Raw genomic sequence first — 17,332 nt, 5'->3', positions numbered from 1 at the left:
TCCGATGCCGCTGATCCTGGAGACCGTCGTCACGACCGTGTCACCTGCGGGTGAATTGCACCTCGTCCCCTTCGGCCTGATCGGCGAGGCGGACGGCTATGTGCTGGCGCCGTTTCGACCGTCACCGACGATCGTCAACCTGGAGGCGATTCCCAGCTTCGCGGCCTCCAGTCCGCGCGACATCAGGGTGATCGCCGGCGCCGTGACCGGCCGGCGCGAGTGGCCGACGCGGGCCTGTGACGTCATCCCGGGCCGCCGCCTCGCCGACAGCTTCGGCCATGCCGAGTTCGAGGTCGCCGGTGTCGAGCACCACGAGACGCGGCCGCGCTTCCTCGGACGCCTGGTCCACAGCGCGGCGCACGCACCCTTCATCGGTTATAACCGCGCCCAGGCCGCCGTTCTGGAGGCCGCCATTCTTTCAACGCGGCTTCACATGCTGGAGCCCGACAAGGTGTTGACGGAGATGGCCTATCTCGCCATCGCCATCGGCAAGACCGCGGGTCCACGCGAGCGCGAGGCCTGGGGCTGGATCGAGGACAAGGTCGCGGCGGCTCTCGGCTCCGAGGCGCGCGTTCTCGGTCGCGACGACCGCTGAAGGCGGGAGGAGAAGGACAAGATGAAGAAAATTACCCTGGCCTTGGCGGCCACGGCGGCGCTAGTTGCCGCCACCGCGCAGGCCCATGGCCCGACCCGGCGCAAGATCACCGAGTCGATCGAGATCAACGCGCCGGCCGACAAGGTCTGGGCGGTCGTCGGCGACGTGAAGAACGCCGATTGGGTTCAGAACGTCGCCAAGACCGAGCTGACCGGAGATCCGGCGAGCAAGTTCAAGCGCACCCTGACGCTGAAGAACGGCGATCAGATCGCCGAGACGAGCAACAAGTACAAGCCCGAAGACAAGACCTGGTCCTACTATATCGACAAGGTCGACGTGAAGGATCTGCCTGCCAACGACTATTCGGCGACGATCACGGTCGAGCCGGCCGGCGACGCGAAGTCGAAGGTCGAGTGGAAGGCCGCCTTTTACCGCGGGTACATGAACAACGATCCGCCGCCGAACCTGAACGACGAAGCGTCCGAGAAGGGCGTCGGCGACTGGATCAAGGCGAGCCTCGCGAACCTCAAGGCGAAGGTCGAGAAGGGTTCATGAAGCTGCGGCTGGGCCAGGCGGCACGCGCCGCCGGCCTCGTCCTCATCGCGTCGGCCGCGCATGCCGAGCCGGCGCGGGAAGCGGTCGTCACGGCCCAACTCGGCGGCGCGGTCGAGATCGTCGACCTCGCCGCCGGCACGGTCGTGCGGCGCATCCCGGTCGACGGGGCGCCCGCCGGGATCGCGCTCTCTTCGGATCGCAAGCGCGCCTACGTCACCCGGCCCGAAGGTCACGGTCTGGCGGTGATCGACCTCGACGCCGGTCGTGTCTTGTCGGAGGTGCCCCTGCCCGGGGGACCGCTCGGCATCGCGGCCGATCCGCGGGGCGGCCGGGTCTACGTGGCCGATTGGTACGGTCATCGCCTGTTCGTGCTGTCCGAGTGCGACGGCACCCTGACGCCGGACGGCGAGATCGTGGTCGGCGCATCGCCGTCCGGAATCGCCGTCAGTCCGGACGGGGCGACGCTCTACGTGGCGAACCGCGAGGCCGACACCGTCTCGGTCGTCGATGCTGAGGCGCGCCGGGAGACCAAGGTCATCCCGGTCGGGCAGCATCCATTCGGCATCACCCTCGATGCGCCCGCCGGACGCGCCTACACGGCCAACGTGACGAGCGACGACGTCTCGGTGATCGACCTCGCCGCCGGCCGTGAGATCGGCCGGATCCCGACCGGCCGGCGCCCCTACGTCATCGCCCTCTCCGGCGGGCGGGGTTTCGTCACCGACCAGTATGCCGGCAGCATCACGGCCTTCGATCTGGCGACCCTCAAGCCGATCGACGACATCGATGTGGGCGATCATCCCGAAGGCATCGCGGCCGACGGCGCTGGCCGGATCTACGTGGCCAACTGGGGCGACAACACGCTCAGTGTCCTCGACGCGCAGACGCTCAAGGTCCTCAAGACCATTCCGACAGGAAATGGACCCCGCTCGTTCGGAACCTTCCTGCGCTAGGGGACAACCGGGACCCCGCCCCCGACGGAGGCGCCCGGATCGGCGAGCGTCGCAGGACGAATTCCGGCACTTCTGCGCGTCCCGAAGGCCCCGCGAGGGTTGCTCTCCGCGTCCTTCACCGCAGGAGGTGGCCGGATGACGGAACCTCGACGAACGAGCGAAGGTCGCGCGGTGTCCGAACAGGACCGCCGGGGAATTTCGCGAGCCCGGGCCGAGGGGTCCGCGGATCCTCAGAAAGTCCGACGATGCGGGGCCCGGTGGTACGCCACGCGGGCGACCACCAGGGCGCCGCCGATCTGCAGGAACCCCGTCTCTCCGAGGTCCGGAAGGGCGAGTTGCGCCTGGATCAGCACCCGGGTGAGTGCGTTCAGCGCCATCAGCGTCAGGCAGAAGGCCGCTGCGGCGAGCAGGCTGGCGACGAACTCGGGCATGATCAGACCCCGTTTCGAACGGGATCAGCTTAGCAAGCCTCGCGCCAACGCCAAGGCGCCGACGCCGTCGCCAAGGGCGCCGCGCGTCAGCGCTTGCGGGGTGCGGGCGCCGGGCTCCCGGCCTGCACCGCCGGCGTCGGACGGGGCGTTTCCACCGCGAGCCGCTTGACAGGCCAGCCGTCGCTCCAACGTTCCATGTCGGCGAGCCGCGCATTGTTCTTGAGCGCGGTGGCGTCCGAGCCGCCGAACGCCGCCGCGGCGGCGAGGTCGAAGGTCTTCCAGAAGCCCAGGTAATCCAGGGCGTCCACCCGGGCGACATTGATCTGGGAGACCAGCGTCTGCTGCTCGCCCGTCAGCGCCATGTCGGCCGACCAGCGGAAGGGCGGCGGCTTGGTGGCTTCCTTCGCGTCCTTGGGCTCCGGACCCGGCTTGATCGCCCCGCCGTCGTAGGCGGTATCGAGCCCCGCCGGCGCCGCCAGCGTCGCGGTGAGCGCGGGGAAGCCGTGATCGTCCGAGAGCGCGCGCACGAACAGCTTGCGCTCCAGTGGCACGGCCGCGGCTTCGCGCAGCAGGCGCTTGGCGGCGAGATCGGCTGCCCGCGTATCCTTGTCGCCGACCATGGTGACGATGAGGGTCGACGGATCGATCGACGCCAGGTCGCCGAGGGTGATGCCCCGCGACTTGGGGCCGCTCGCGATGCCGCCGGGCGTCACCGCGAAGATCAACTTGGGGATCGGCAGGCCACGGGTCTTGGAATCGGCGGCCAGGTCCATGGCGAGCGGCGCCCCGGCGAGGTGGCCGATCATCGCGACGCGCGCGAGATCGGGCTTGGCCGCAGCGTCCGACGCGAGATCGCCGAAGGCGGCCTTCAGAAGATTCTCGGCGATACCGGGCGCATCTGCCGGACGAGTCCGGTTCACCTCCTGAAACCGCGGCATTAGAACGAGCCAGCCCTGGCGGACCAAGTGATCGATCCAGCCGCCGTAGCTCTGCGGGTTCACCACGCCCCAGCCGTGCAGGAGGATCGCCACCGGCCGGCCGGCCTGCGGTGCGTCGCCGGCGGCGTAGAACGCGAAGGTGGTGGCCGTGCCGCGCCCCAGCAGGCGCTTCGTCACGGTCGCCTTGCGATCACCGACGCCGCCCGGCCCCTCGGCCGGTTGCGGTGGCGGTGTGGCGGCCTGCGCGGCGAGGCCGGACAGGGCCAGGATCGCGGCCGCGGCGAGCGATCCGCGAAGATCAGGGAGACGCATGAAGGGCTCGATTGAGAGACGCGATGCGTCGGCAGATCCAGAGAGCGCTGAATAGCAGATTCTCCGGTCTTGGCGACTCACCGCCGACCTCATCGTGGCGACCTCGTTCTGCCGCGTCAGAGGATGTTCCACATCGGCCGGATGTCAGGCCTAGGCTGCGCGCCCCTGCCCCGGCTCGATGCTGTCGAGACGCTGCGCCAACGTGGTCAATTCCACCGGCAGGTCGTCGTGGGCGTCGCCGTAGAAGCCGCGAAGCTCCTCCCGCACGGTATCGAGGACGGCGATCGCGTCCGTATCCCACGAGCCGGGGCGACGGAGGCTATCGGCGTGATTGGCGGCGACGATCTTCATGGTTGCGTACGGGATCGATTGTATTGGGTTGGACCGGACGCAGCATGCGCCGGGAGTGGCGTACAACACCGCCGTCGCCTCAGGTTTCCAAACCCGGCGTGATAATTTTTCCGCCCGGTCCGATGACGGACGGACCAGGCGCGGCCGAGGGCCGGCCCGCGGCCTGCTCCACCCAGGCGAGGATGTCCTCGGCGCGCCAGGGTTTTGGGATGAAGGTGGCCGACACGCGCAGGTCGCTCGGCTGATCGCCCGCATCGCCGGAGGTCAGCAGGACGCGCACCCGGGGCCACGTCACCCCGATGATCCGCGCCAGCTCGAATCCGCCGATCGGGCCGGGGGTGCGCACGTCCGAGAAGACGACGCTGACCTCGTCGCCCCGATCGTTCAGGATGGCGAGCGCCCGGTCGGCGGTCTCCGCCTCGATCACCGTGAAACCGGTATCCTCCAGCAACGTGGCCGCGAGGAAGCGCTCGTCGGGCTGGTCCTCCACGACGAGAATGACGGGCTTCTGGCCAGGCTGTACCGGTTCGCTCATGGGCCAGGACACTCTACTGGGGCTGAACGGCGATCGCCGCGATCGGTTCAACGGACCGATCGCAACGAAGTGCCGGACCCGCGCAGGCACAGATCCTCCTTGGATCCTTGCATAATCGACAAGTTGTGGCCGTGTCCTGAGTAACACAGACCGCGATGATCGTCCCCTTCCGAGCCGAAGATCGACGATGTCAGCCGACGCCGTGCGCCTTGAGAAAGGCGAGCGCCCGGCTCCAGCCGTCCTCGGCGGGCTCGCGACGATAACTCGGGCGGTAATCGGCGTGGAAGCCGTGCGGCGCGTCGGGATAGACCACCAGCTCGACGCTCTTGCCTGCCGCCTTCGCCTTGTCGCGGGCCTCCTCGACGGCTGCGACCGGGATGCCGGTATCGGCGCCTCCGTAGAGGCCGAGGAGCGGCGCGTTGATCTCGGCGGCCACGTCACCCGCGGTCCGCGGCTGGATGTCCGTGCGCTCGCCGCCGACGGGTCCGTACCAGGCGACCGCCGCCTTGAGGTCGCGGCGATGCGCGGCGTAGAGCCACACGTCGCGTCCGCCGCGGCACCAGCCCATCACGCCGAGGCGGTTCAGATCACCCTTGGAGGCCGAGGCCGCCCAGGCCGCGGTGGCGTCGAGATCGCCGATCCACTGCGCGTCCGGCGTCTTCGAGATAACGTCCCGGATGATCACCTTGGCATCCGTCATCGTGGAGAGATCACCCTGCCGGGCATACAGTTCCGGGGCAACCGCGCAGTAGCCGGCCTTGGCGAGACGCCGGCAGACGTCCTTGATGTAGTCGTGGACGCCGAAGATCTCCTCGATCACCAGGACGACCGGGAAGGGACCCGCCCCTTCGGGAACGGCGCGATAAGCGGGCATCGGTCCGTCCGCCGCCGGGATTTTCACCTCGCCGGCCTCGATTCCCGCGGTGTCGGTATGGATCACCTGAGCCTCGACGCGGGTCGTGGCCAGCGTGAGGCCACTCATCAGGCTCGTCATCACGAAGCCGCGCCGTGACAGCGGCGGTGTGATCAACCCGTCGAGTCCCGCTTGATCCTGCTCTGCCATAAGGACGCTCCCAAACCCCGATATGGAGGGCTATCCGGGCATGCAGGTCGCGGTCAATTCATCGGCCCGGCGGCAAAGGCGCCGAGGTCGTCACGCCCCTGCGGCGGCGAGCGCGCGGGCCGGCCGTCGGTGCGCCGTCCGGACGGTCTCGGGCGCGTCGCGCGGCTGCAGCACGTCGGCCAGGCTCACGAAGACATCCGCGGCCGGCGACATCACGGCCCGGATGCCGTAGCCGAGCGCGAAGGAGCGGAGTAGGTCGGCGTCGCGTCCGATCCCGAACCGGTCGAGGGCGGCGAGGAACGCTTCGCGGAACAGGCTCGGCCGGCACCAGCGCTTCTCGGCCATCTGCAGCGGCCAGTCCCACAGGCCCTCCGCCCGCCGCGCCGCAACGACCTCCCGGGCGATGAAATAACCGGTGGCGCGGTGCTCGATCCCGTCCGCCTGCACCGACCAATCGTCATTGCCGAACAGCTCGGCCCCGGCCACGTCGCTCATCGGATCCTCCGCGCTGGAGCACCGTCCCGGCCTCCCGGAACATTGCCGGAACACTGGCGCGGATCTCTGCGGCGGTCAAGGCGATTGTTCCCGATGCGTTCACTGATCGCGCGGCGCCTGTCAGCGCGCCTTGAACAAGGGATGCTCGATCCGGTCGCCGGCTTTGATCCCGAGCTTCGCCGCTGTCCCGGCGTTGAGCTCGAGGACGGCGACGACCGGACTGCCGGACGGGATGATGGCGGTCGAGAGCGGCTCCGTATCGGCGGCGATGCGGCTGATAGTGCCATCGGGCCGGATGAAGACCATATCGAGCGGGAGATAGGTGTTCTTCATCCACATCGTGACGGGTTCATCCCGCTCGAAATCGAAGAGCATCCCGTGATCGGGCGCCATGCTCCGGCGGAACATCAGGCCGCGGGACCGCCCGGCATCGTCGCGCATCACCTCCACGTCGAAGCGACGGGGACCGGACTGCGTGACGATCGTCAAGGGCTCCGACTTGGCGGTCGCGGCCCGCGCCGCCTGGGCATGGACGGCGGGGAAGGGCGCGGACGCGGCGAGGCTCAGGCAGGCCAGCGCGGCGGCCGAGACGGCACGGGACAGGACTCTCACGGGCTCGGGCCTCTCATGGGATGACGCGCAAACTGCTCGGCCGGGTGCGCCGACATAGACCAGGACGCCCGCAGAGGGAATCCGATCCGGTCGAGGCGGAGCCTCGTCAGGTCGGGCCTTGTCGGGCGTCGACGCGGCGGCCTCGTGAGCCTGCCGCGTCAGTGGGAGGCCGGCAGCGCCCCGTCGATCAGCCGCACCTCGGCGGCCATGACGCCCTTGGACCCGTCCCCGTACCGCACCAGCACCGCATCGCCGGGCTTCAATTCGGCGATGCCGTACCGGCGCAGCGTCTCCATGTGGACGAAGATGTCGGGAGTGCCGTCGCCGCGGGTCAGGAATCCGAAGCCGCGCAGGCGATTGAACCATTTCACCACGGCTGTCTCCAGCCCGCTCGTCGGCGTCACGGAGACGTGGGTGCGCGGCATCGGCATCTCGGAGGGATGCAGCGCCGTCGCCTGATCGAGCGAGACCACCCGGAACGCCTGCCAACCCCGCGGCCGCTCCACGGCCTCCACGACGATGCGCGCGCCCTCGCTGGCCGCCTGGAAGCCGTCCCGCCGCAGGCAGGTGACGTGGAGCAGGATGTCCGGCGCCCCGTCGTCCGGCACGATGAAGCCGAAGCCCTTGGAGATGTCGAACCACTTGATGCGGCCTGCCACCTCGACGAGGTCGAGCGCCTCCTCCTCGTGCGGGTTGGTCTCGTCGGTCCGAAGACCCACGATCCGCTCGGGATTCTCAGCCCCGCTTCCGCGTTCGTCAGACATGGCCGAGCAACCTACACCGAATCACGCCGCGCGCTCTCAAGGCAAGATTAACGAAGTCCTGATTCCCGGGAAGCCCATTTGACCGGCAGAAAAGGCCGCACGAGATGCAATCTTGGCCCTGGGAGGCGGCGCAGCAACAGTCGATCGGTCGCAGCAGGGGCGCCGAACGGGGCTCCGGTTCGATCACCACAGGGCCGATTTCGTGACCGAAGGCGGCCGACCGGAAGGGGGATCCAACCCTGACCGCGTGTCACGTTTTCGAGAGCGGATCGGCACCCCGCGCGGTCAGGTCCCCCGTCGCCGGCGACGGGATGGCATCTGCACCGCCGACATGGTTTGGGATCGGCTCATGCGCGCAGACATCGCCCTCGACCGTCCCGCCACCGCACCCGGCGCCGCCCTCACGCGCCGCCGTCTCCCGATCGTCGATGCGACCCGCGCCGCCGCGCTCGCCGCGATGGCGACCTACCACACGCTCTGGGACCTCGGTCATCTGCGTCTGACCGGGGAGAATTATGCGGGCACGCCGGCCGGACGGCTCGCCGCCGAACTGATCGCCGGCACCTTCCTGGTGCTCGTCGGCGTCGGGCTGGTGCTGATGAACGGCCGGGGAATCCGCCTCAGGCCGACGCTTCTGCGGCTGGGGCGGATCAGCGCCGCGGCCCTGGCGGTGACAATCGGAACCTGGGTCGCCTTCCCGGACGCCTTCGTGTTCTTCGGCGTCCTGCACTGCATCGCGGTCGCGAGCGTGGTCGGCCTGCCGTTCCTGTTCCTACCGGCGCCCGTCACGGCGCTCGCGGCGGCGGCGGTGATCGCCGCGCCGCAATTCGTGCGGGCGCCGATCCTCGACGCTCCGGCACTGCTCTTCCTGGGACTGGGGACAGTCACGCCGCGGACCAACGACTACGTGCCGCTCTTCCCGTGGTTCGGCCTCGTGCTGTCCGGCATCGTGCTCGGGCGGATCGGCCTACCGCGGCTGGCGGATTCCCGACTCGGCGCCTGGCAACCGGCGTCGCCCTTCGCCCGATCGGCGGTCTTCGCGGGACGTCACAGCCTCGCCATCTACCTCATTCACCAGCCGGTGCTGCTGGCGCTGCTGACCGGCCTCGTCACGCTGACCGGCCCCAACCCGCGGGCCGGCGTCCGGGCCTTCCGGGCCGATTACGCGACGATCTGCACCCGTACCGGCGGCGAGCTGCCCCTCTGCCGGATCGCCGCCCGCTGCACCTCGGAGGCGTTGATGCGCGAGGACCTGTTTCGGGAGGACGGACGGCCGTTCAGCGGATCCGAGCGCCTGCGCGCGCAGGCCCTCTCCCAGGGCTGCTACGCGGCCATCGAGCGGGCCGCGCAGGGGACGCGCTGACGGATCCTCGGATCAGTCCTTCGCGCGCTCGACATAGGCACCGTCGGCCGTCATGACGACGACGCGGGTTCCGGCCGCGATGTGCGGCGGCACGGTGGTGCGGACGCCGTTCGACAGTGTGGCGGGCTTGTAGGAGGACGACGCCGTCTGGCCCTTCAGGACCGGCTCCGTCTCGGCGACTTCCAGCGTCACGCGCTGCGGCAACTCGATGGTCAGCGGCACGCCGTTATGGGCCGAGAGCATCACGGCCATGCCCTCCTGAAGGTACGGGGCGGCGTCGCCGACCACGTCCTTGGGAACGGCGATCTGCTCGTAATTCTCGGGGTTCATGAAGTGGAACCCCTCGCTGTCGCTGTACAGGAAGGTGTGCTCGCGATCCTCCACGAAGGCGCGCTCGACCTGCTCGGTGGTGCGGTAACGCTCCGACACCTTCACGCCGTCCGTGATGCGGCGCATGTCGAGCTGGGTCACCGGGGTGCCCTTGCCGGGATGGATGTTCTCGGCAAACAGGATCACGTAAAGCCTGCCATCCTTCTCGACGACGTTGCCCTTACGGAGCGTTGAAGCGATCACCTTCACGGAATGACGTCCTGCATTGACAAGGGGGGCGGCACGCGCCAAGCGCGGGCGCTGCATCTCGGTCCCCGCCACTATCGCATCTGCGGCCCGGTTGCCAGCGCGCGGGTGTGAAGCCTCCGGGGCGGGCTGCGCGTCGCGACGAGGGCGGTAGCGCCCCGCCAGGGTCAGGGCCAAGGATCGGACGTGCCTGGGAACGAGCAATCCGACCGAAGCCGATCGCGTCCCGACCGACGAGGATCGCCGCCGGGAACCCGGGGCCGGTCATGAGCCAGCCGGCCGATTCCTGGTGGTCGCCGGACCGCCACGTCGATCGCCGCCCGGCGCTGCTCCTGCGCAACCGCATCCTGGCCGCGTTCCGCGCATGGTTCGACGCCGGCGGGTTCGTCGAGGTCGACGCCGCCTGCCTGCAGGTCTCGCCGGGCAACGAGGCCCACCTGTCGGCCTTCGCCACCGAGGCCCTGGGCGCCAGCGGGGCGCGCACGCCGCTCTACCTGCACACCTCGCCGGAATTCGCCTGCAAGAAGCTGCTGGCCGCGGGGGAGCCGCGCTTGTTCAGCGTCGCCCGCGTGTTCCGCAACCGCGAGCGAGGGCCGCTGCATCACCCCGAATTCACCATGCTGGAATGGTACCGGGCCGACGCCGCCTACGTGGCGCTCATGGAGGATTGCGCCGCCCTCCTGAGCCTCACCGCCGAGACCGCCGGTATCTGCCGGCTCACCTTCCGGGGTCGGGAGGCGGACCCGCGCGCGGAGCCGGAGCGGCTGACGCTGGCCGAGGCCTTCGAGCGCTTCGCCGGCATCGATCTGCTGGCAACCGTGGCGCCGAGCGGAGAGACGGATCGCGACGCCCTCGCCGACGCCGTCATCGGCGCAGGTCTGCGGGTGGCCGCCGACGACACCTGGGCGGATCTGTTCTCCCGCGTCCTGGTGGCGCGGATCGAGCCGCATCTCGGGATGGGGCGCCCGACCATCCTGTATGGATATCCGGTGTGCGAGGCGGCCCTGGCCCGCCCGGCGGCGCACGACCCCCGCGTGGCCGAACGCTTCGAGCTCTACGCCTGCGGTGTGGAACTCGCCAACGGATTCGGCGAGCTGACTGACCCGGCGGAACAGCGCCGCCGCTTCGAGGCCGAGATGGCGGAGAAGCTCCGGGTCTACGGCGAGCGTTACCCGATCGACGAGGACTTCCTCGCCGCGCTCGGGCACATGCCCGAGGCCGCCGGGATCGCCCTGGGCTTCGACCGGCTCGCGATGCTCGCCTGCGGGGCGAGCCGCATCGACGACGTGATCTGGACCCCGGTCGTGGAGACCCTGCCGTGAACCGTGTCCTGCGCAGCGCCGCCGATCTCGCCGCCGCCGGGCTGGTCTCCGACCTCGACGCCGAGGCCCTGCGCGCCGTGATCGCGCGCTACGCCGTATCGGTCACGCCCGACATGGCCGAGTTGATCGACCCCGATGACCCGGACGACCCGATCGGCCGACAGTTCGTTCCCGTCGCCCGGGAAAGCGTCACCGAGCCCGAGGAGCGCGCGGATCCGATCGGCGACGCCGCCCACGCGCCGGTGACCGGGATCGTCCACCGCTACCCGGACCGCGTGCTGCTCAAGCCCCTGCACGTCTGCCCGGTCTATTGCCGCTTCTGCTTCCGCCGGGAGATGGTCGGACCGAACGGTCTCGGGACTTTGACCGACGCCGAACTCGACGCCGCCCTGGCCTACATCGCGGCGGATCCGCGGATCTGGGAGGTGGTGCTCACGGGCGGAGATCCCCTTGCCCTCTCGAGCCGCCGGCTCGGCGTGATCGCGGAGCGCCTCGCCGGCATCGCGCACGTGCGGGTCATGCGCCTCCACAGCCGCGTGCCCGTGGTCCAGCCGGCCCTCATCACCGACGCTCTGGTGCAGGCGCTGCGGCAGTTCCGGGGCGCGGTCTTCGTGGCGCTGCACGCCAATCATCCGCGGGAGTTCACCCCGGAGGCCCGCACCGCCTGCGCGCGGCTGGTCGACGCGGGGATCCCCATGGTCAGCCAATCGGTGCTGCTGCGCGGCGTCAACGACGAGGCCGCGACCCTGGAGGCGCTCATGCGCGCCTTCGTGGAGAACAGGATCAAGCCCTACTACCTGCACCAGGGCGACCTCGCCCCCGGGACCGGTCACCTGCGCACGAGCGTCGCCGAGGGCCAGGCGCTGATGCGGTCGCTGCGCGGGCGTCTCTCGGGGCTGGCGCAGCCGACCTACGTGCTCGACATCCCCGGCGGTCATGGCAAGGTCCCGGTCGGTCCCGGCTACCTGCGCGAGGCCGCGGACGGCCTGCAGGTGACAGATCCGAACGGGCGCGAGCACGCCTACCCGCCGAAACGTGACGGAGAACTCTGAGACGATGCGCAGGCTCTGGGGACGGCTCACCTCGGTCAACGTGCAGAAGGCGGTCTGGGGCCTGGACGAGGCCGGCCTCGCCTACGAGCGGATCGAGGCCGGCGGTGCGCACGGCGTGGTCAACGACCCCGCCTACCGCGCCCTGAATCCGAACGGTCTGGTCCCGACCCTGGAGGAGGACGGCTTCGTCCTCTGGGAGTCGAACGCCATCCTGCGCTACCTGGCGGCGACCGTCCCCGCCCTGGCGCTGCCGGAGGCTCCCCGCGCGCGGGCCCACGCGGAGCAGTGGATCGACTGGCAGTCGACCAGCTTCACGCCGGCCATGCGCGACGCGTTCTGGCAACTCTTCCGGTCCGCCGATCCCGACCACGCCCTCGTCGCCGAGTCCCTGAAGAGGAGCGAGGGGATGGCGGCGATCCTGGAGCGGCACCTCGCCGACCGGGCCTACGTGGCCGGCGATCGCTTCGGCATCGCCGACATCGCCCTGGGCTGCGCGGCACATCGCTGGCTCAATCTGCCGGCCGAGCGGGCCGAGCGCCCGGCGCTGCGCCGCTGGTACGACAGCATCGCCGCGCGTCCGGGCGCCGCGCGGGCGCTGGGCGAACCGGTCGGCTGAGCACGCCTCGGGCTTGCCGGCGCGCCCGCCCGATACACCTTGGCAGATATACCTTGGCAAGGCGCGCCGCCCGCAGCGGGCCGCCGTGACGGAGTTCCCCATGGCGATCGACCCGACCTTGCGCGACGCGCTCTCCGCCGTGACGCCGGCCAGTCTCGCCCGCGCCCTCACCCGCGCGGGCGTGAAAGCCTTCAGCCCGCGCGGGCTGGCCGGCCGCGGCGAGCGCGCGATCGGCGAGGCCTACACGCTGCGGATGATCCCGGCCCGCGGCGATGCGGTGGGCGACCTCGCGGCGGCGGTCGACGCCATTCCCGAGGGCGCGATCGTGGTGATCGATACAGCCGCCTCCGGTCTCGCCCTGCCGTTCGGTGCGATCCTCGCGGCGCGGCTCGGCCAGTGCGGCGCCGCGGGCCTCGTCACGGACGCCGCCCTGCCGGAGGTGGTCGGGCTGCCGGTCTGGAGTGCGCCGGAAGCGGCGGCGGGGACGCTGGCCCTCGTGTCCGTGCAGGAGCCGGTCGCGTGCGGAGGCGCCGCGATCCATCCCGGGGATATCGTGGTCTGCACCGAGAGCGGCATCGTCGCCCTCCCGGTCGCGCTCGCCGAGCGCGTCGCCCTGGAGGCCGTCGAGCAGCAGCGGCTCGATCTCTGGATCCAGCGCGAGGCCGAGCGGGGCGAGAGCCTCGCGAGCCTGCTGCCGCCCGATGCCGCGGCACTCGCCCGGTTCGAGGCCGAGACGAAGCCGGCCTGATCGCCCGTGTTCTTTCCCGCCTCCAAGGTGATCTACTTCCTGATCACCCCGTCGAACCTCTTCATCTTCACCGTCCTCGCCGGGCTTCTACTGTCGGCGACGACGCGGCTGCGGCGCACCGGAACCGGTCTGGCGACGCTCGGGGCCCTCGGCCTCGCGCTCGGCGGTCTGGCGCCGCTCTCCGAAGCGCTCCTGCTGCCGCTGGAGCAGCGCTTCGCACCCTTTCCCGCGGACGCCCCGGCCCCGGCCGGCATCATCGTGCTCGGTGGCGCCGTCGAGGCGGGCCTATCCGAGGCCCGTGATCAGGTCGTCGTGAACGATGCCGGCGAACGGCCGATCTACCTCGCCGAGCTCGCCCGGCGCTTCCCCGGCGCGCGCCTCGTCTTCTCGGGCGGCAGCGGCTTCATCGGCGGCGGCGTCGCCGAGGCCGATGTCATCAGCCGGCAGGCCGACGTCATCGGCGTTCCCCGCACGCGGCTGATCCTGGAGAACCGCTCGCGCAACACGTACGAGAACGCCGCCTTCACGGCGGCGCTGGTCCAGCCGAAGCCGGGGGAACGCTGGCTCCTCGTGACATCGGCGTGGCACATGCCCCGGGCGATCGGCTGTTTCCGGCAGGCCGGGTTCACAGTCGACGCCTTCCCGGTGGATTACCGGACGCGGGGCTGGTCGGACCTGACCCGCGTCAACGGCTTCGCCTCGGACGGTTTGCTCCAGCTCGACCTCGCCGTGAAGGAGTGGGTCGGCCTGGCCGCCTACCGCTGGTCCGGCTACACGCCCGACTGGCTTCCCGGCCCGGAGCCAGCGCCCGCCCCCGGGAGCGCCAGCCGGTAGATGCCGCGGAAATCGTCCGGATCGACCCGCTTCCCCTTGCGCAGGATCGCGATCCGGCCGGCATGGGCGAGGCGTACGGCGACGCGGCGCACGGGCTGCATCAGCGGCCCCCAGCCGTCCGGATGCGGACCCCCGAGGGCCCGCGCTACCTCCGAGGGGCAGACGGTCTTGTCGGCGCCGCGCTCCGCCACGAGGCTGAGCATCGTCGTCTCGATCGCCGCATCGTCCGGCTTGGCGTCGGTCATAACCTGATATCCTTCGCGGAGATCGGCAGCGGCCCCTCGTGGGGTCCCTCCCCCGCCTCCAGCAGAGCCTTGCGGATTTCGGAGGCGAATTGCCGCCGCCACATGATGACGACGACCGCCGTCGTCGAGACGATGAGCACGTAGGGGCTCACGAACCAGCCCAGATAGGCGAGCGCGAAGAAGAAGGCCCGCTGGCCGCGGGCGAAATGCCGTCCGGCGGTCACGTTCATGGCCGCGAGCCGCCGCACCGCCCGCATCATCTCGTCCTCGCTGGCGCCCGAGCCCTTCGACGGGATGGCCCCGAGGAGGATCGCCGCGTAATTGAACAGGCGGTACGCCCAGGCGAACTTGAAGAAGGCGTAGACGAAAACCACCGCGAGGCCGGCGACCTTCAGTTCCCAGGTCAGGCGGTTCGCCACCGTGCCGAAGGGCAGCGTCGCGAAGAGGTTCAGCACGTCGTCGCCGGAGCGCGACAGGGTCAGCACCGAACCGAGGGCGATGAGGGAGGTCGAGGCGAAGAAGGCGGTGCCGTTCTGCAGGGACGCGTTGATCTGCGTGTCGACCACGCGGTTGTCGCGCCCGATGATCTGCCGGGCCCAGTTGGAGCGGTGACCGTTCATGATCTGGCTGAGCGAGACCATGCGCCCGCGCAGGCGCCCCACCGAGAGCCCGTACGCCATCCAGGCCAGGATGAAGTAGAGGAGCGCGCCGAGATCCAGGGGCGAGAAGGCGGTGCTGCCGACGGTCAGGTCGTTCATGATCTCCGGACGGCGGATTCGCGAGGGGTCGCGGTGCCATAGCAGCCCGAAGCCCCGTTCAGAACCCGCCCGGACTGGCCAGCACCGCGGAGGTCAGTCGCGCAGGATCTCGAAGCCCTCCGGCGCGGCGAGGTCGTCGCGCTCACGGACATCCATGTCGGAGACGCGCGCCCCGGGCGGTCCGAACCGGCAGGCGGTCTCCATCGCCGCCACGGCGTCGGCCGGTCCGCTGAACAGCGCCTCGACCGATCCATCGTCGCGGTTGCGCACGAAACCGCGCAATCCCCGCGCGCGGGCTTCGGAGCGGGTCCAGACCCGGTAGGAGACGCCCTGGACGCGGCCCCGGACGATGATGGAAACGGTGCGCGTCGCGCTCATCAGGTCCGTCTCCACCGGGCACGGCCCGCGCGACTGCGCGGGCCTCCGTTGTCCTACTCGGCCGCCATCGGGTGACGGAGGCTCGCGCCAACCGCGGCGCTGCGCGGTGCGCCGGTACGAACGTGGGTGGAGTAGAGCATCAGGCCGGTGAAGGCGAGACCGCCGACGATGTTGCCGACCAGCGTCGGGATCTCGTTCCAGATCAGGTAATCCATCACGGTCAGGTGGCCGCCCATCAGGATCGCCGACGGGAACAGGAACATGTTCACCACCGAGTGCTCGAAGGTCATGAAGAAGAACACCGTGATCGGCATCCACATGGCGATCACCTTGCCGGGCACCGAGGTCGACAGCATGGCGCCGATCACGCCCGTGGAGACCATCCAGTTGCACAGCATCGCCCGGACGAAGAGCGTCAGCATGCCCGAGGCGCCGTACTTCTCGTAGCCGAGGGTGCGGGCCTCGCCGATCCCGGCGATCAGCTTGCCGACGGCGTTGGGCTCGGTGGCGAAGCCGAAGGTGAACACGATCGACATCATCACCGCCGTCGTGAGGGCGCCGGCGAAATTGCCGACGAAGACCAGCACCCAGTTGCGGGCGACGCCGGCCACGGTGACGCCGGGCCGCTTGTCGATCAGCGCCAGAGGCGTCAGCACGCAGACGCCGGTGAACAGGTCGTAGCCCAGCAGGTACAGCATCGAGAAGCCGACCGGGAACAGCAGCGCCGCGACCAGCGGCTGTCCGGTGGTCTGGTTGATGGTCACCGCGAAGGCGGCGGCCAGCGCCAGGATCGCGCCGGCCATGTAGGCTCGGATGAAGGTGTCCTTGGTGGCCATGAAGACCTTCGCCTCACCGGCGTCGACGGCTTTTTTCACGAAATCGGCAGGCGCCAGATACGACATGCGACATGCTCCCTCACAGGCGCCGGCCGATCGGCGTTGACCGACGGGCGCGCTGCGCAATCACGGATGGCTGGCCGGGCACGGTGCTGCCGCTCGCCCTCCAGCTCGATCCGGGGAAAGCACGTCGCGTACCAAGTGCCGGCCCATTGCCGAACCGTCAGGCCGTAAGTCCCCGCGTCCAACTGCTGAGCTCGCGGATGTAGGTCGGGGGCAATTGCGCCGCGCGCGCCGCGGCGACGACCGCCTCGAGGTATCCGGGCCGCGGACGGCCGGGGGCGGTGGAGCATCCGAGGTAGATGAGGGCGCGCCGGATACCGGCCTCGGTCCTGACCGGCAGCGTAGCCTTCGTGTAGAGGCCGCCCGCCACGCCCTCGTAGCGGTCGAGGGCCGGTATGTCATCGAGCGCGAGGTCCCAGACGACGCCCCAGACGGCGCGGCGGGGATCGCGAACCACCGAGGCGTAGCCCTCGCGCATGACGATGAAGCGATGTCCCGTCAGGAGGCCTTCCCCGATCAGGCGCGAAACCGGGCAGCGCCGGGCCATCGCGGCGGCATCCATGTTGGCGCCGTAGGCGAAGTAAAGGGGCATGCGGTGGTGCCGTTTAGTTCCTCGACGCGGTCCGCGCCGCGCCGCGGACCGATGTCCCCGTCATACCGCGGCGGGCCGCACGACGCCGTCCGAAGCCGCAGATCTTCATGGAGTCGGTCCCAGCCCCCGATCCCCGGTGCTGCGAAGCAACCTCGGAGGCCGTCTTCCGTGATGACGGCATCTCCAGCAGGGATGCCACGGGGTGAGCCGCCGTCGGAAATCTGGCCCAGGGACTCAGATTGGACCGATAGGGCTCCGTCCTACGACGTCGCGGCGAAAACCTGCCCCGACAGCTCCTCCGGCGCATTCGGATCGCCGGAGCTCAGCGCCGTCATCGGCATGACG

The 17,332-nt window shown here is 70.1% G+C and carries 23 protein-coding genes; 9 read left to right on the top strand and 14 right to left on the bottom strand.

What is annotated here, in order from left to right; translation table 11 throughout:
- Positions 1-4: 4 nt before the first annotated feature.
- Genes MKK82_RS22780 through MKK82_RS22770 form a run of 3 tightly spaced genes read left to right on the top strand, consistent with a single transcriptional unit; the run spans position 5 to position 2,103 of the window.
- Positions 5-595, top strand: coding sequence for a DUF447 domain-containing protein (locus MKK82_RS22780; protein ID WP_238285529.1), 591 nt, complete (start codon positions 5-7; stop codon positions 593-595).
- Positions 596-616: 21 nt separating this feature from the next.
- On the top strand, positions 617-1,150 hold the full coding sequence (locus tag MKK82_RS22775; protein WP_238285530.1) for an SRPBCC family protein: 534 nt from the start codon (positions 617-619) through the stop codon (positions 1,148-1,150).
- A complete protein-coding gene (locus MKK82_RS22770) occupies positions 1,147-2,103 on the top strand; it encodes a YncE family protein (protein WP_238285532.1) in 957 nt (318 codons plus the stop codon). The genes MKK82_RS22775 and MKK82_RS22770 overlap by 4 nt, the downstream gene beginning before the upstream one ends.
- A 230-nt stretch (positions 2,104-2,333) precedes the next feature.
- Here the strand turns inward: MKK82_RS22770 and MKK82_RS22765 are convergent, their stop codons facing one another.
- The 8 genes from MKK82_RS22765 to MKK82_RS22730 form a co-directional block, all read right to left on the bottom strand.
- The gene (locus MKK82_RS22765) at positions 2,334-2,534 is read right to left on the bottom strand and encodes a hypothetical protein (RefSeq protein WP_238285533.1); all 201 of its coding nucleotides are present in this window, start codon (positions 2,532-2,534) and stop codon (positions 2,334-2,336) included.
- Between the two features lie 86 nt (positions 2,535-2,620).
- Positions 2,621-3,784: an alpha/beta hydrolase gene (locus MKK82_RS22760; protein WP_238285534.1), complete on the bottom strand. Its 1,164-nt coding sequence runs from the start codon at positions 3,782-3,784 to the stop codon at positions 2,621-2,623.
- A 150-nt stretch (positions 3,785-3,934) separates the two neighbouring features.
- Complete coding sequence (locus MKK82_RS22755) at positions 3,935-4,135, bottom strand: hypothetical protein (protein ID WP_238285535.1); 201 nt, start codon at positions 4,133-4,135, stop codon at positions 3,935-3,937.
- Positions 4,136-4,214: 79 nt separating this feature from the next.
- Positions 4,215-4,670, bottom strand: a complete 456-nt coding sequence (locus tag MKK82_RS22750; RefSeq protein WP_238285536.1) for a response regulator — start codon at positions 4,668-4,670, stop codon at positions 4,215-4,217.
- A gap of 190 nt (positions 4,671-4,860) precedes the next feature.
- Positions 4,861-5,733 (bottom strand): dienelactone hydrolase family protein, encoded by an 873-nt coding sequence (locus tag MKK82_RS22745; RefSeq protein WP_238285537.1) that lies wholly within the window; start codon positions 5,731-5,733, stop codon positions 4,861-4,863.
- Positions 5,734-5,823: 90 nt separating this feature from the next.
- Complete coding sequence (locus MKK82_RS22740) at positions 5,824-6,228, bottom strand: hypothetical protein (RefSeq protein WP_238285538.1); 405 nt, start codon at positions 6,226-6,228, stop codon at positions 5,824-5,826.
- Between the two features lie 120 nt (positions 6,229-6,348).
- The gene (locus MKK82_RS22735) at positions 6,349-6,840 is read right to left on the bottom strand and encodes a DUF192 domain-containing protein (RefSeq protein WP_238285540.1); all 492 of its coding nucleotides are present in this window, start codon (positions 6,838-6,840) and stop codon (positions 6,349-6,351) included.
- 158 nt (positions 6,841-6,998) lie between these two features.
- A complete protein-coding gene (locus tag MKK82_RS22730) occupies positions 6,999-7,604 on the bottom strand; it encodes a cold-shock protein (protein ID WP_238285541.1) in 606 nt (201 codons plus the stop codon).
- A 349-nt stretch (positions 7,605-7,953) separates the two neighbouring features.
- Here MKK82_RS22730 and MKK82_RS22725 point away from each other — a divergent pair, with 349 nt between their 5' ends.
- Positions 7,954-8,967 carry a DUF1624 domain-containing protein gene (locus tag MKK82_RS22725; protein ID WP_238285542.1) on the top strand — a complete coding sequence of 338 codons (1,014 nt, stop codon included), beginning with the start codon at positions 7,954-7,956 and terminating at the stop codon, positions 8,965-8,967.
- Between the two features lie 12 nt (positions 8,968-8,979).
- On the opposite strand, the gene efp is transcribed toward MKK82_RS22725, so the two are convergent.
- Positions 8,980-9,603, bottom strand: coding sequence for an elongation factor P (gene efp, locus MKK82_RS22720; RefSeq protein WP_238285708.1), 624 nt, complete (start codon positions 9,601-9,603; stop codon positions 8,980-8,982).
- Between the two features lie 206 nt (positions 9,604-9,809).
- On the opposite strand from efp, the gene epmA reads away from it, so the two are divergent.
- The 5 genes from epmA (at position 9,810) to MKK82_RS22695 (ending at position 14,115) form a co-directional block, all read left to right on the top strand.
- A complete protein-coding gene (gene epmA / locus MKK82_RS22715; protein ID WP_238285544.1) occupies positions 9,810-10,865 on the top strand; it encodes an EF-P lysine aminoacylase EpmA in 1,056 nt (351 codons plus the stop codon).
- On the top strand, positions 10,862-11,917 hold the full coding sequence (locus MKK82_RS22710; protein ID WP_238285545.1) for a lysine-2,3-aminomutase-like protein: 1,056 nt from the start codon (positions 10,862-10,864) through the stop codon (positions 11,915-11,917). Before epmA ends, MKK82_RS22710 begins: the two co-directional genes overlap by 4 nt.
- Positions 11,918-11,921: 4 nt before the next feature.
- Positions 11,922-12,533, top strand: a complete 612-nt coding sequence (locus MKK82_RS22705) for a glutathione S-transferase family protein (RefSeq protein ID WP_238285546.1) — start codon at positions 11,922-11,924, stop codon at positions 12,531-12,533.
- Between the two features lie 100 nt (positions 12,534-12,633).
- A complete protein-coding gene (locus MKK82_RS22700) occupies positions 12,634-13,281 on the top strand; it encodes a dimethylmenaquinone methyltransferase (RefSeq protein ID WP_238285547.1) in 648 nt (215 codons plus the stop codon).
- 6 nt (positions 13,282-13,287) lie between these two features.
- The gene (locus tag MKK82_RS22695; RefSeq protein ID WP_238285548.1) at positions 13,288-14,115 is read left to right on the top strand and encodes a YdcF family protein; all 828 of its coding nucleotides are present in this window, start codon (positions 13,288-13,290) and stop codon (positions 14,113-14,115) included.
- Here MKK82_RS22695 and MKK82_RS22690 read toward each other — a convergent pair.
- The 5 genes from MKK82_RS22690 to MKK82_RS22670 form a co-directional block, all read right to left on the bottom strand.
- Positions 14,052-14,360, bottom strand: coding sequence for a DUF3253 domain-containing protein (locus tag MKK82_RS22690; protein WP_238285549.1), 309 nt, complete (start codon positions 14,358-14,360; stop codon positions 14,052-14,054). The two genes, MKK82_RS22695 and MKK82_RS22690, sit on opposite strands and share 64 nt — an antisense overlap.
- Positions 14,357-15,118, bottom strand: coding sequence for a DUF599 domain-containing protein (locus tag MKK82_RS22685; RefSeq protein ID WP_238285550.1), 762 nt, complete (start codon positions 15,116-15,118; stop codon positions 14,357-14,359). The genes MKK82_RS22690 and MKK82_RS22685 overlap by 4 nt, the downstream gene beginning before the upstream one ends.
- A gap of 93 nt (positions 15,119-15,211) precedes the next feature.
- Positions 15,212-15,496, bottom strand: coding sequence for an acylphosphatase (locus tag MKK82_RS22680; RefSeq protein ID WP_238285551.1), 285 nt, complete (start codon positions 15,494-15,496; stop codon positions 15,212-15,214).
- 53 nt (positions 15,497-15,549) lie between these two features.
- Positions 15,550-16,398 (bottom strand): formate/nitrite transporter family protein, encoded by an 849-nt coding sequence (locus MKK82_RS22675; RefSeq protein ID WP_238285553.1) that lies wholly within the window; start codon positions 16,396-16,398, stop codon positions 15,550-15,552.
- A 157-nt stretch (positions 16,399-16,555) separates the two neighbouring features.
- The gene (locus MKK82_RS22670; RefSeq protein ID WP_238285554.1) at positions 16,556-16,987 is read right to left on the bottom strand and encodes a gamma-glutamylcyclotransferase family protein; all 432 of its coding nucleotides are present in this window, start codon (positions 16,985-16,987) and stop codon (positions 16,556-16,558) included.
- Positions 16,988-17,332: the final 345 nt, after the last annotated feature.

The sequence above is a fragment of the Methylobacterium sp. E-046 genome (genome assembly GCF_022829625.1).
Taxonomy (GTDB): Bacteria; Pseudomonadota; Alphaproteobacteria; order Rhizobiales; family Beijerinckiaceae; genus Methylobacterium; species Methylobacterium longum.
This window is presented reverse-complemented; position numbering and strand designations above follow the sequence as displayed.

Bases quoted from the DNA above. Each gene is read 5' to 3' on its own strand.
- MKK82_RS22700 (WP_238285547.1), top strand. From the start codon at position 12,634: ATGGCGATCGACCCGACCTTGCGCGACGCGCTCTCCGCCGTGACGCCG.
- MKK82_RS22750 (WP_238285536.1), bottom strand. From the start codon at position 4,670: ATGAGCGAACCGGTACAGCCTGGCCAGAAGCCCGTCATTCTCGTCGTG.
- MKK82_RS22675 (WP_238285553.1), bottom strand. From the start codon at position 16,398: ATGTCGTATCTGGCGCCTGCCGATTTCGTGAAAAAAGCCGTCGACGCC.
- MKK82_RS22780 (WP_238285529.1), top strand. From the start codon at position 5: ATGCCGCTGATCCTGGAGACCGTCGTCACGACCGTGTCACCTGCGGGT.
- MKK82_RS22770 (WP_238285532.1), top strand. From the start codon at position 1,147: ATGAAGCTGCGGCTGGGCCAGGCGGCACGCGCCGCCGGCCTCGTCCTC.
- MKK82_RS22765 (WP_238285533.1), bottom strand. From the start codon at position 2,534: ATGCCCGAGTTCGTCGCCAGCCTGCTCGCCGCAGCGGCCTTCTGCCTG.
- MKK82_RS22730 (WP_238285541.1), bottom strand. From the start codon at position 7,604: ATGTCTGACGAACGCGGAAGCGGGGCTGAGAATCCCGAGCGGATCGTG.
- efp (WP_238285708.1), bottom strand. From the start codon at position 9,603: ATGCAGCGCCCGCGCTTGGCGCGTGCCGCCCCCCTTGTCAATGCAGGA.
- MKK82_RS22690 (WP_238285549.1), bottom strand. From the start codon at position 14,360: ATGACCGACGCCAAGCCGGACGATGCGGCGATCGAGACGACGATGCTC.
- MKK82_RS22760 (WP_238285534.1), bottom strand. From the start codon at position 3,784: ATGCGTCTCCCTGATCTTCGCGGATCGCTCGCCGCGGCCGCGATCCTG.
- MKK82_RS22705 (WP_238285546.1), top strand. From the start codon at position 11,922: ATGCGCAGGCTCTGGGGACGGCTCACCTCGGTCAACGTGCAGAAGGCG.
- MKK82_RS22740 (WP_238285538.1), bottom strand. From the start codon at position 6,228: ATGAGCGACGTGGCCGGGGCCGAGCTGTTCGGCAATGACGATTGGTCG.
- MKK82_RS22670 (WP_238285554.1), bottom strand. From the start codon at position 16,987: ATGCCCCTTTACTTCGCCTACGGCGCCAACATGGATGCCGCCGCGATG.
- MKK82_RS22775 (WP_238285530.1), top strand. From the start codon at position 617: ATGAAGAAAATTACCCTGGCCTTGGCGGCCACGGCGGCGCTAGTTGCC.
- epmA (WP_238285544.1), top strand. From the start codon at position 9,810: ATGAGCCAGCCGGCCGATTCCTGGTGGTCGCCGGACCGCCACGTCGAT.
- MKK82_RS22680 (WP_238285551.1), bottom strand. From the start codon at position 15,496: ATGAGCGCGACGCGCACCGTTTCCATCATCGTCCGGGGCCGCGTCCAG.
- MKK82_RS22685 (WP_238285550.1), bottom strand. From the start codon at position 15,118: ATGAACGACCTGACCGTCGGCAGCACCGCCTTCTCGCCCCTGGATCTC.
- MKK82_RS22755 (WP_238285535.1), bottom strand. From the start codon at position 4,135: ATGAAGATCGTCGCCGCCAATCACGCCGATAGCCTCCGTCGCCCCGGC.
- MKK82_RS22745 (WP_238285537.1), bottom strand. From the start codon at position 5,733: ATGGCAGAGCAGGATCAAGCGGGACTCGACGGGTTGATCACACCGCCG.
- MKK82_RS22725 (WP_238285542.1), top strand. From the start codon at position 7,954: ATGCGCGCAGACATCGCCCTCGACCGTCCCGCCACCGCACCCGGCGCC.